At 41.7% G+C, this 12,606-nt stretch carries 9 protein-coding genes and 1 other annotated feature; of the genes, 4 read left to right on the forward strand and 5 right to left on the reverse strand.

The genetic code is table 11. The annotated features are described in order from the left end of the window. The coding region (locus ACH2DQ_RS06700; RefSeq protein ID WP_395026068.1) for an FtsX-like permease family protein at positions 1-1,009 on the reverse strand (1,009 nt) is incomplete at its 3' end. Further along, complete coding sequence (locus ACH2DQ_RS06705) at positions 993-1,748, reverse strand: ABC transporter ATP-binding protein (RefSeq protein WP_394914848.1); 756 nt, start codon at positions 1,746-1,748, stop codon at positions 993-995. The genes ACH2DQ_RS06700 and ACH2DQ_RS06705, both read right to left, overlap by 17 nt. Positions 1,749-2,079: 331 nt before the next feature. Between ACH2DQ_RS06705 and ACH2DQ_RS06710 the strand changes: the two genes are divergently transcribed. The 3 genes from ACH2DQ_RS06710 (at position 2,080) to ACH2DQ_RS06720 (ending at position 6,836) form a co-directional block, all read left to right on the forward strand. After that, complete coding sequence (locus ACH2DQ_RS06710) at positions 2,080-2,775, forward strand: LytR/AlgR family response regulator transcription factor (RefSeq protein WP_394914849.1); 696 nt, start codon at positions 2,080-2,082, stop codon at positions 2,773-2,775. Between the two features lie 43 nt (positions 2,776-2,818). After that, on the forward strand, positions 2,819-4,036 hold the full coding sequence (locus ACH2DQ_RS06715) for a sensor histidine kinase (RefSeq protein WP_394914850.1): 1,218 nt from the start codon (positions 2,819-2,821) through the stop codon (positions 4,034-4,036). Positions 4,037-4,118: 82 nt separating this feature from the next. Further along, entirely contained in the window at positions 4,119-6,836 is a 2,718-nt protein-coding gene (locus ACH2DQ_RS06720) for an EAL domain-containing protein (RefSeq protein ID WP_394914851.1), read from the forward strand. Positions 6,837-6,916: 80 nt separating this feature from the next. Here ACH2DQ_RS06720 and metG read toward each other — a convergent pair whose 3' ends face one another. From metG to ACH2DQ_RS06735, 3 genes are all read right to left on the reverse strand, one after another. Beyond that, positions 6,917-8,869 carry a methionine--tRNA ligase gene (metG, locus tag ACH2DQ_RS06725; protein ID WP_394914852.1) on the reverse strand — a complete coding sequence of 651 codons (1,953 nt, stop codon included), beginning with the start codon at positions 8,867-8,869 and terminating at the stop codon, positions 6,917-6,919. 80 nt (positions 8,870-8,949) lie between these two features. Continuing rightward, positions 8,950-9,296: a binding site (T-box leader), on the reverse strand. 90 nt (positions 9,297-9,386) lie between these two features. Next, positions 9,387-10,172: an ATP-binding protein gene (locus tag ACH2DQ_RS06730; protein WP_394914853.1), complete on the reverse strand. Its 786-nt coding sequence runs from the start codon at positions 10,170-10,172 to the stop codon at positions 9,387-9,389. Positions 10,173-10,378: 206 nt separating this feature from the next. Beyond that, the gene (locus ACH2DQ_RS06735; RefSeq protein WP_394914854.1) at positions 10,379-10,972 is read right to left on the reverse strand and encodes a recombinase family protein; all 594 of its coding nucleotides are present in this window, start codon (positions 10,970-10,972) and stop codon (positions 10,379-10,381) included. A gap of 158 nt (positions 10,973-11,130) precedes the next feature. On the opposite strand from ACH2DQ_RS06735, the gene ACH2DQ_RS06740 reads away from it, so the two are divergent. Beyond that, positions 11,131-12,606: DUF885 domain-containing protein (locus ACH2DQ_RS06740; protein ID WP_395026073.1), on the forward strand; the 1,476-nt coding region annotated here is incomplete at its 3' end.

The following is a 12,606-nucleotide window of genomic DNA, read 5'->3' on the forward strand; positions in this document are numbered from 1 at the left end:
TATCTTCTTTGTTTACTTCCCGGAAAGATACCTTTGACGGAATGGAAAAGTCCACCGGATTGTCGTCAATTTCACTGATACCGGAAAGCATACCCGGTGCATAGAAGCAGGCATAAAGGCTGGCTGCCACCAACAGAGAGATAATGCACATATTTCGAACAGTTTGTTTTCCCTGAAATTTCATCATGTTTACGGAAATGATATTCCGGTAGTATCTCTGAGGTTTTTTTCCACGCTCGTGATGGACGATGGCATAGGTGATTACCATATAAATACCTGCAAGTGACAACATATAAGTTGCACTCCATACGGAAGGAAGAAGCACTCCCATCTCTGCAACAATGACAGGAACCACATACCCCAGCACAAATCCCATAATGCTAAAGACAATACCAAGCATGCCATATAATTTCGTTACATCTCTTAAAGGCTCGCTCTTTCTATGATCATTCAGTACATCCATGAGATTTGTCCTTTTAATAAAACGAACTGCCATTCCCATAATGCAGGTGGATATTACAAGCGCAAATACAAATCCGATGATAAAGCCCGTGACATCAGCCTGATACTTCATCTGATTGTTATCCACTACCAGAACGCAGAACATCTGCCATACGAAGTATGATACAACAGCCCCTAAGGCTAAGCCTGCCGCCGTACATGCGGAAAGGATAATGCCGATCTCTGCAAATAGTGCATTTCGAAGCTGGCTTTTTTTCGTTCCCAACGCCAGGAATACCCCCGCTTCCCTGCTTTTGTACTTGAAAAATAATCCCGCAGCATATATCGTAAAGATAAAACATCCGATTAATGCAATTGCAAAAATCATATAAGCCTGTTTCCTGGAATCTCCCCCTTCCGGGAGTACCTCCATAACCGTAGGGCTGAACATCATAATCCCATAGGAGGTAATTAACATGACAGACAGCGTCACGCAAAATACCATCTGTACATAATTTTTTTTATTGTAGTTTCTAAGCTTGCTGAATATCTTATTCATTGTCATCATCGTCACCGCCCATTTCCTTTAATACAACCAGCAGTTCATCCAGGAATTCTCTCCGGCTGCCGTTTTTTCTTAACTCCGTAAATACATTGCCATCCTTCATTACGATTACCCGGTCACAGAAGCTGGCTGCAAAGCTGTCATGGGTTACCATGAAAATTGTTGCTCCCAGGGATTTCTGTGCCTGTTTAAATGCTTGGATTACCGCCTCACTGGACCTGCTGTCCAGGTTGCCTGTGGGCTCATCTGCCAGGATCATAAGAGGATCATTCATCAGCGCCCTTGCCACTGCCGTCCTCTGCTTCTGCCCGCCCGATATCTCCACCGGATATTTATGACCGATATCGTCTATCCCGAAGAGATTTAACAAAGTCTTGGCTTTCTTCTCCATTCCCCGGTATGGTTCCTCTTTAATAACCTTTGGAATACAAACATTTTCAAATACAGTCAAACCGTCCAGAAGCATAAAATCCTGGAATACAAATCCCAGCTTTTCATTGCGGATCTTAGCCATTTTTTCTTCTTTCAGTGCCGCTAACTTTTCCCCATCCAGTAAAATCTCACCGCTGTCATAGGGAATAAAACAGGAAATGCAGTTTAAAAGTGTGGTCTTTCCACTTCCCGACGGACCCATTACAGCCACAAATTCGCCCTCCTCTACTTTCAAGTCAACCCCTTTTAATACCTGATATTTCGTTTTTCCGGTAACGTATGATTTGTGTAATTCTTTTATTTCCAACATGGTAATTCTCCTTTTCTTCTATCTCTATATTCTTTTATTTTTATGTTGTTCTGCTTCATGAACCCACATTATCACGGAACCAGCCGGGGTTCAATTCGAAGATTTTTTCAATGTAATCTTTGGTATCCTATTTGTAACTTTTGGTTTTTATTGTGCACTTTGTACAATGTTTTTTTAGTAATACAGGGTTGACGAAACATTCTTCCGCCTATTCCCAAAAGAGCAATCTTATGCTAAAATCAAAGTAATCATTTATTTTCCACAGTATCACATGATCTGTCTGGAAATTGAATTAGTTTAAATTCCGGAATTATAAGGGAGACGATTTAAAATGATACATATTGCAATCTGTGACGATGAGATCCGGCAGCGGTATCTGCTTGAACAGGCGGTGGGGAAAATTCTAAAAACAAAAAACATAGCTTATCATATATACGAATATGGCAGCGGAGAATCCCTGCTGAAAAGTGATATCTGCAGTTATGACCTTATTTTTCTGGATGTGGAGATGAAAGCGTTAAATGGTATTGAAACCGCAAGGGCAATCCGAAAAGAAAACAAACTGGTAAACCTGGTATTTGTCACCGGCTTTACAGATTATGTATTTGACGGATACGAAGTCCAGGCATTAAATTATATTATGAAACCATTTAAAGAAGAAAAAATCAAAGCCGTGTTAGATACTGCGCTGGAAAATATGAACGAATCCGGGGATTCCTTCTTTCTCCTGGAATGTGAACAGGGAACTTTTAAAATCCCCTGGGACAGTCTTCTGTATTTCGCCAGTGACAAACGCAAAGTTACGGCTTTTACCAGGAACGAAAACTATGAGTTTTATGGAAAATTAAACGATCTGGAGGCACAGGTACCCCCTGCCTTTATGCGGATCCATCAGCGCTATCTGGCAAATCTGACCCATGCATCCGGCATTGAGGGGCAGGAGCTTCTGCTTAAAACTATCCGGCTTCCCATCAGCCGCCAGAGAACAAAAGAGGTTATGATTACTTTTGCAAAATCAATGCTTTAACACATCTTTACTTAAATAACAAGCTTTTCATTAGGAGGTTCCTATGCTGATGGCAATTGTCGGTTTGATTTCCTCAATAATAGTGGGATATTTTGTATTTCATCTGATTCGCTTATTTATTCAGCCAAGAACCCATCGGCTGGTTCAGATTCCCGCTATGCTGATCCTGGGATATATTTGTTTTAATGTCATATTTCTGGCGGATTTAGTAAATATCTCCTATGGACTGGCGGCTTTTCTTCTGATAACCCTGATATGCTTTAAAGGCTCCATTATCAGCCGGGTATCCGTTGTGGTTCTTTTTTATCCCATAATGACTGCGGTCTGCATTATCTGTACAGAAGGGCTGAAAACGCGTTTTACCATTCCGGTCACTTTTCTATTTTGGATGGCTGTATATCTTTTATTTAAAAACAGGCTTGCAAACAGTCTGAACCAGCTTACATCCCGGATGTGGCTCTTAATGGATATCATTTGTACTGCTGCGTTTTTTATGACTTTTCTGGTTGTGCTGAAGATGGAAACCGGGGAAGTGGCTGTCATCGTACTTGGTGCCTGCACTACCATCATTACAAATATCGGTGTACTTGTTCTGATCATTGCCGTTATCCGTTCCTTAAAGGAACAGTCCGATTTAAAACAGCTCCAGATGCAGGCAGCTTATTATGATATCCTGGATCAGGAACACCGCAATACAAGAAAAATCCGCCACGATATGAACAACCATATGCAGGTAGTGGATGGGCTTCTGAAAGAAACCCAGTATGAAAAGGCTCACGCTTACATTGAGTCTGTATTTACATCCCTGAACCGATCTGTACTGAAAAACTATACGCCGGACCCGGTGATTAACCTGGTATTAAACCAAAAGATCAAGTCTATGGAAGAGAATCATATTTCTGTCGATACGAAAATCTGCCTGGAAAAACTGGAGTGTTTTCAGGATATGGATCTGTGCTGTATCTTTTCCAATACTTTGGACAATGCACTGGAGGCCTGTGGAAAAATACCGGATGAATCTAAACGCCGGATTGAAATTAAAGCAAGAATTAAAAACGGATATTTCAGTTATTCTCTTACTAACACCAAAGCAAATCAGCCGGTCATCAGGAACGGTAAGTTTATAACGGATAAAGCAGATAAAAAACGACATGGATTTGGCATATCAAATGTAAAAGAAATTGTGGCTAAATACAAAGGTGAAATAGAATTAAATGATATGGGTGATACATTTGAGGTGGTTATGATTATACCGGTTTAGGCATTTGTTATCCCCAGAAAGGTTTTACTATAAAATACTGACAGGAAAAATTTCAAGATAAGACACTGGGAAAGGATTCAAAGTGAAGACAATTTTTGTTAAACTACGCAGCGGTGCCGTACCGCTTGTATTATGCGCTGCTCTGGTAGTAACCGGATTTCAGTCTGTCCATTCTATCACGAATCTTCAGGGAGATGCGCGTATTATCAATTATACCGGGATTATCCGGGGTGCTACCCAAAGGCTGATTAAGAAAGAACTTGATCATGTAACCGATGACACATTAATCTCACATCTGGACAATATACTCGCCGGACTGAGTGAGGGAAGCGAAGAATATAATCTGATCAGGCTGGATGACAGTAATTATCAGGCATTGCTGGATGAAATGATGATGGAATGGAACGCGCTTAAGGAGGAGATTAATCTTTACCGGGGTGGGGGCGTATCCGGCGATAAATTATTTGAAATGAGTGAAGACTATTTTTACCTGGCAGACCAGACTGTACAGGCTGCTGAGATATATACCGAGAAAATGGTGCTCAATTCCAGGAATACATTTTTTATTATGACACTGCTGTTTATCATATTGGCAGCATTATGCGCAATTTTTACTCATTTACAGAATAAACGCCGCAAAAAGCTGGTTGAATCGGAAAATGAAAATCGTTTAAAAAGCGAACAGCTTTCAAAACGTTTCGAAGAACTGCTGATTCCCATGAACGAAATTTCTGAGCTGATGTATGTGTCAGACATTAATACCTATGAACTGCTCTTTATCAATGAAGCCGGGAAGAAGACTTTTCAGATCAACGAAGAGGGGCATAATAAGTGCTATAAAGTACTGCAGGGCTTTGATTCACCCTGTCCATTTTGTACAAATCAGTCTCTGAAAAAAGATGAAAATTATACCTGGGAGCATACTAACCCCATTACCAATCGGCACTATTTATTAAAAGACCGTTTGATGGAATGGGAAGGGCATGCCGCCCGGATGGAGATCGCATTTGATATAACTGATGCCGCCAATGAAAAAAATGAACTGAAAAATCGTCTGGAACGGGATAACATTCTTGTGGACTGTATCCGGGAGTTATATCGGAATCACGATGCATTAGAAGCCACCTCCTACGTACTTAAACAGGTTGGGAAGTTATTTTTGGCAGAACGCAGTTACGTCTTTTTATTTCATGATGACAGATTGACAAATATTGCTGAATGGTGCAGTGAAGGTATTTCTCCCCAGATAGATAATCTCCAGAATCTGCCCCAGTCAGATTTCACCGTCTGGATAAATATGTTCAAGAACCAAGAAAATGTCGTAATCAATGATCTGGAAAATATTAAAGCATCCATGAAACCGGAATATGACTTTTTGTCCCTGCAGGATATTAAAAGTGTCATTTTGGTACCGTTGGAGCGGGAAGGAAAATTAGACGGCTGTATGGGCCTGGATAATCCCTTTACCGGTTTAATGGATAGTGCAGTTCCTTTCCTGGAAACGCTTCGCTATTTCATTATGCTTGCCATACGCAGAAACGAGGATGAAAAAACCCTTTACCGCTTAAGCTACCTGGATCCATTGACTGATTTTTATAACCGTAACCGATATATCCAGGATCTGAACAACCTGGAAGAAAAGGATATTTCCATCGGAATCGTTTATCTGGATGTAAACGGATTAAAAGAGGTAAATGACCATTACGGACATGATCAGGGAGATAATCTGCTGAAAAAATGTGCCAAATTAATGCAGAACAGCTTTGATAATGGTTCTTTCTACCGCATAGGTGGTGATGAATTTTTAATCATCTGTACGGATATCAGTCAGGAGATTTTCACAGAAAATATTCATAAACTGAAATACAGTTTTTCTCACGATGAATGCAAGGCAGCTATCGGATACAAATGGGAAGAGAACTGCCATAATATCCGCGCCATTATAAAAACGGCTGATGAAAATATGTATGCCGATAAGAAAGAATTTTATCATAACCATCAAGAAACAGGCCGATACCGGCACCGCAATGATGTATTAGATTTTCTGACTAATCCAGGGATATTAGAGGAAAAATTACAAAACAAACAATTCCAAGTCTATCTGCAGGCTAAAATTGAACTGGAAAGCCGCCGCGTAGTCGGAGCGGAAGCATTAGTGCGTTTCATTGATGACGATGGGATAATCCAGTCTCCTGATAAGTTTATTACACTGCTGGAACGTTCCTATCAGATCAGTAAAATAGATTTTTATGTCTTTGAAATGGTTTGTGCCCAGCAAAAAGAATGGCAGAGCCAGGAAAAATTAGTATTCCCCATCTCCAGTAATTTTTCCCGCAGTACTTTTATGGAGGATGATTTCCTGAAAAGACTGGAATCCATTGTCCGTAAGTACCATATTTCTAAGGAATATCTGGAGATTGAAATTACGGAGAGCACCTGCGCAACTGACTTTAGAAGCTTGAAAAATAAAATCAGTGAGATTCGAAGAGCAGGATTCCGGGTATCCGTTGACGATTTTGGCGCCGAAAGCTCCAATCTGGCACTTTTGGCAACGGCAAAATTTGATATTTTAAAAATAGACAGGGGTTTTGTAAAAGATATTATCTCCAATGAAAATGCACAGACGATCGTAGAGGCAATTGTAAATGTCTGCAAAAAACTGAATATCCAGTTAGTAGCAGAAGGTGTGGAAAGTGAAGCCCAACTGGAAGTACTTGAAAATTGCGGTGTAAAAACCGTACAGGGCTTTCTTTTCAGCAGACCAATGCCCATGACCGAATATGAATGGAAAGATTTATAGTTGAGGGATATGATTCTTATCTTACGCAATAAAAGAGGCTGCCTTCGGACAGCCTCTCACTTTACTTTTCTAAACTTTTCTTAACAGATCTCCGCGCCGGATGGCATTTTCTTTTCGGGGATCATCAAAGCCAGTTCACCATTTTCATCCTCAGCACACAGAAGCATACCTTCAGACATCACACCTGCAAGTTTTGCAGGCTTTAAGTTCACCAGTACCATGACCTTTTTTCCAACCATTTCTTCTGCACTGTAATTGGCTTTAATTCCGGAAACAATCTGTTTTACCTGACTTCCCACACGAACCTGGGAACAAAGCAGCTTTTTCGATTTCTTTACCTCTTCACAGGAAATAATCTCACCAACCTGAAACTGCATTTTCATAAAATCATCATAAGAGATTTCTGCTTTTGCTTCTATATCAATTACCGGCTCTGCAGGGACCTCTGGTTCTTCCTTGGCAGCATGCAGTTCTTCTACCTTTGCCATTACCTCTTTCATGTCCAGACGTGCAAATAAGATTTCTGGCTTTTCCGTCACTTTGCTGCCGGATTTATAAATGCCGTACTGTTCCATATCAGACAGACTTCTTTTTTCTGCGTTTAACTGTGCCAGAATTTTACCGGAGGTTTCCGGCATAAAGGAATCCAGTAAGGATGCCCCGATGCTGATACTTTCTACCAGATTGTAGAGCACCGTTGCCAGACGGTCCTGCTTAGCTTCATCCTTTGCCAGCGCCCATGGCATTGTTTCATCTATATATTTATTGCAGCGTTTAAACAGGGTAAAGATTTCTGAAATAGCGTCAGCAACACGAAGTTCTTCCATTTTTTCCGCTGCTTTTTTCGGAACCTCCAGTGCAATTGCTTTTAATTCTTCATCTACCGATTCGGCTGCCCCTTTATCTGCGACAACACCGCCAAAATATTTATTTGACATGGAAATCGTTCTGTTTACCAAATTTCCAAGGGTATTCGCCAGATCAGAATTCATCCTTTCCACCATAAGCTCCCAGGAAATAACACCATCATTTTCAAACGGCATTTCATGTAGAACGAAATAGCGTACTGCATCCACGCCAAAGAAATCTACCAGTTCATCTGCATACAGCACATTACCTTTGGACTTACTCATCTTGCCATCGCCCTGCAGCAGCCACGGGTGACCAAAAATCTGCTTGGGAAGAGGCAGGTCCAGCGCCATCAGGAAGATCGGCCAGTAAATCGTATGGAAACGGATAATATCTTTTCCAATCAGATGCAGGTCTGCAGGCCAGTCCTTTTTAAACTGATCTGTGCTCTCTCCATCGCAGTTGTAGCCAATGCCTGTGATATAGTTTGTAAGAGCATCCAGCCATACATATACCACGTGCTTTGGATCAAAATCAACCGGAATTCCCCATTTAAAAGAAGTTCTGGATACACAGAGGTCCTGAAGTCCTGGTAACAGAAAATTATTCATCATTTCATTTTTTCTGGAAACCGGCTGTATAAATTCGGGATGGGTATTGATGTGCTCAATTAAACGGTCCGCATATTTGCTCATTTTGAAAAAATAAGCTTCTTCCTTTGCAGGCTGTACATCTCTTCCGCAGTCAGGACATTTGCCGTCCGTCAATTGGGATTCCGTAAAAAATGATTCACATGGTGTACAGTACATTCCTTCGTAATGGCCTTTATAAATATCGCCTTTGTCGTACAGTTTCTTAAATATTTTTTGTACCTGTTTTTCATGGTCTTCGTCGGTAGTACGGATAAATTTGTCATATGAGGTATTCATCATATCCCAGATCTTTTTGATATCTCCGGCAGTTTGATCTACAAATTCTTTGCAGGTGATACCAGCCTCTTCTGCTTTTAATTCAATTTTCTGACCATGCTCATCCGTTCCTGTCTGGAAGAATACATCATAGCCCTGTGCTCTTTTAAATCTTGCAATACTGTCTGCCAGCACTACCTCGTAGGTATTGCCGATATGCGGTTTGCCTGAAGTATAGGCAATCGCCGTAGTCATATAATATTTTTCTTTTCCCATGATAAATCCCTTTCTTATTCTTTTGAATGCCGCTCTAAATGCCAACCGGTAAAATGCGCAAAAAAACCCGCCTTCCCATTTGAGAAGACGGGTGTTATCATCCCGTGTTACCACTTCACTTCATTCATTTCTCGCGAAACAAACCTCTGCAAGTGCACATCCCCAGGTCTGCCAGAGCATTGCGCCACGCTGCACCTGGTACCGAAATACCATCTCCTGATCGTACACTACACCGCTGTAACAGGCGGTTCCCGTTGCAGCCTTGCACAAATTGGGCAGTTTGAATCATTTCTGCAAACAATTGCCTTTTCATGTTCGGTGCACCACTCAGAAGCCATCTTCCATCCGTACTCACATTTCCCTCTCAGCAGCCGGGAATTCTCTGTAATGCCTGCATCAGATGTACTCTCTTCGTCATCGCGTTTGTCTATATGTAGTTAGGCTATCACAATGAATGTGGGATGTCAAGTACGAAAGAAAAATAACGGGAGTTTTCCTGAACCTCTCATATTCCCCTTTAATATACCTCCAGTTTCAGCGTCACTCTGTATGGGTCGGAATTAACTTCACATACCGGTTTTGGCCAGCCCTGGTTTTTCCACGCCTCATATATCCGGCTCATGCCGCTTCCTGCCCTGTCTCCCACTCCAATCCGATTAAACAGTTTAAATATTGTGGGGTTTCTGGGATCGCTGATTCCCCCTGCAAGTATTTCTTCTTTTGGAATCAGCAGTCTGCCGGGATTGGATATGGTCAGCAGGTTATCTTTTTTTCTGATTACAATACCCTGGCGGCCGTAATAATCGGCATGGATCACGGCATTGCTGACCGCTTCCTTAAGAGCATTTACCACCAAATCTTTATCATCCTCATTTTTCATCTTGTTTACCGCAAATTCATGATCTCCATGAGCAACTAGTCTGCCCATAACATAATTATAATATTCATAAATATTTCCATTGAAACTACCGTCATCCGAGGTCATGCGATAAGTCCATCCCAACCTTACCCCCTGCACTTCCTCTCTATAATCCAGAAAGTAATTGGGAAACTCTTCCCGGATAAAGGATTCTTTTCCGAACATCAGAAGACCTGCTATGGTAGGGACAAGCTTATCCGTTTCCTCTCTTTTTAATACGGCCAGCTTAACCAGGAACTCCGGCATCAGAAGCTTCAGACAGGGTGCATCCGGTGTCTTCGCCTTCATACAGCTGCGATATTTTTCAATTGTTTCCATACATAAAACTGAAATATCCATTTTTTCCATTACTGCATCATCATATGGCATTTTTCTACCTTCCATTTTCTCATTTCCATCCTTTATTTTTCTTTTTATCTATATCCGGATAAATAATCAGACTTTTTTTACCAATCGTGGTAAAATTTTTTTGGGCTTGTATTCCTCTTTCTTCGGCTCAAAATAGGTCTGAATGGAAGGCATCGCTTAATTTATAATCTATGTATAATTCAAAAACTACTGGATAAAAAAGTCTACATTTTTCGCCAAATTTATGGTTGTATCGAGTTAATCCATTTAAAGAACGTGTTGTGTGTAACTGCAAGCTGACGCGCCGCTTCTCTGCCGCTGATCTCTCCTACTTCCCATCTGGACCGGACAGTATTGAATTCCGGCGGAATATCCTTACATGGACGTCCGAACTGCACACCGCGGATCTTCGCAGCTTCAATTCCCTCCGCCTGCCTCTGTCTGATATTCTCCCGCTCTGTCTGGGCTACGTAGGATAAAAGCTGCAGCACCATATCTGCAATAAAGGTTCCCATCAGGTCTTTTCCCTTTCGCGTATCCAGCAGCGGCATATCCAGAACAAGAACATCAGCCCCTTTATGTTTTGTAATTACCCTCCACTGGTCAATAATCTCCTGATAATTCCTTCCCAAACGGTCTATGGATTTGATTACAATCAGATCTCCCGGCTTAATCCTCCTTAATAATTTTCTGTACTGGGGACGGTTGAAGTCCTTTCCGCTCAGCTTATCCATATAGATGTCACCCTTTGGAACTCCCCACCTTGACAGTGCAATCATCTGCCTGTCCTCATTTTGTTCTTTTGTAGATACTCTTACATAACCATACTTTTTCATAAATACCTCCTTATAGCATGTGAACAGTCTTCCTTCGGCTTACCCAGTTATATACGTATACGTTTATCATCTCCTTCTTTTTTCGTGTCCCTGATGGTAATTTTTGCATGTCTTCTTGCATATCTTTACACTAAAGACCCTATTGTCAGGTGAACCCTATGCGTAAAATCAACCCCGCGTCTCTTCTTCGCTTCCTGCTGATTCCGGCTTCCCTGTTACTGCTGATCTCTTTCGGCATCTACATCAACAGTTCTTTCCACTATCAGGAAAACCGCAAATTCACAGATTTTACCCACAACATGTTTGTGGATGAAGTCACCTCCAACACGTTGAATCTTCATTACACCCTGTCGGACCCCAAGTCTTTCGGGATTGATGATTATATGGTAACACTTGGAGCCGCTGATGAAGAATCCCTCGCAACCTCTACCGCTGTCCTTGAAAATTATCAGGAGGCACTGAATCAGATTTCTTATAAGAAACTCTCCAAAGACAATCAGCTGACCTATGACATACTTGCATACTATCTGAAAAATCAAAACAACGGCAAGGATTTTTCCCTGTATGCAGAACCACTGGGACCCACAATCGGCACTCAGGCACAGCTGCCCGTTCTCCTTGCTGAATATACCTTTAACAAAAAGGCGGACATTGATGAATATCTGTCTCTGCTGTCACAACTGGATACATACTATGCATCCCTTCTGGAGTTTGAAAAAGCAAAATCTGCCGCCGGCTTATTTATGAGCGATGCCAACACAGATGCCATAATTGCCCAATGCCAGTCCTTTATTGCTGACCCGGATAACAACTTTTTAATAGAAATATTTAATGATAAGGTGGATGCCTTCCCGGATCTCACACCGGAAGAATGCGCCAACTTTAAGGTTCGGCACAAAGATATTATTTTGAAGAAAGTCATTCCAGCTTATGAAAATATGATTTCCGGTCTGACTGCCTTAAAAGGAACCGGCAAAAACAACGCCGGACTATGTAATTTTCCTGAGGGCAAGAAATATTATGAATACCTGGTGAAGGATACAACCGGTTCCACCGCATCCATTGACCAGATCCAAAAACGCCTGATGGACCAGGTCCAGACAGACTTTACCGAATTACAGACTCTTGTGGCAAAAAATCCGGCTCTCCTGTCTTCTGTCTCAGGCATGGCTGCCTCCACACCGGAAGCAATCTTAAATGACCTGCAGAAGAAAATGGCTGATGATTTCCCTGCGTCTCCTCAGGTGAACGTTAACGTGAAATACGTCCACAGTTCTCTGGAGAAATATTTAAGCCCTGCATTTTACCTGTCTCCGCCTATTGATAATCTCGTTGACAATGTAATTTATATCAACCAGGCATCTGACTATTCCGGGCTTGAGCTTTATACCACCCTGGCACACGAGGGTTATCCGGGACATTTATACCAGACCATCTATTCCGGAAGTGCCAACGCCGACCCGGTCAGAAGCCTGTTAAACTTTGGCGGATACAGTGAAGGCTGGGCAACTTATGTGGAATTCCAGTCCTACCAATACGCTGAAGTAGATCAGGATGTTGCAGCCCTTTACCGCTTAAACCGTTCTATAATGCTTGGCATATCTTCTCTGCTGGATATCGCCATCCACTATCAT

The organism is Robinsoniella sp. (assembly GCF_034124845.1).

What these genes read in the sequence shown, in the direction of transcription:
- ACH2DQ_RS06705 (WP_394914848.1), bottom strand. Translation starts at nt 1,748, where the DNA reads ATGTTGGAAATAAAAGAATTACACAAATCATACGTTACCGGAAAAACG.
- ACH2DQ_RS06710 (WP_394914849.1), top strand. Translation starts at nt 2,080, where the DNA reads ATGATACATATTGCAATCTGTGACGATGAGATCCGGCAGCGGTATCTG.
- ACH2DQ_RS06715 (WP_394914850.1), top strand. Translation starts at nt 2,819, where the DNA reads ATGCTGATGGCAATTGTCGGTTTGATTTCCTCAATAATAGTGGGATAT.
- metG (WP_394914852.1), bottom strand. Translation starts at nt 8,869, where the DNA reads ATGGGAAAAGAAAAATATTATATGACTACGGCGATTGCCTATACTTCA.
- ACH2DQ_RS06730 (WP_394914853.1), bottom strand. Translation starts at nt 10,172, where the DNA reads ATGGAAGGTAGAAAAATGCCATATGATGATGCAGTAATGGAAAAAATG.
- ACH2DQ_RS06735 (WP_394914854.1), bottom strand. Translation starts at nt 10,972, where the DNA reads ATGAAAAAGTATGGTTATGTAAGAGTATCTACAAAAGAACAAAATGAG.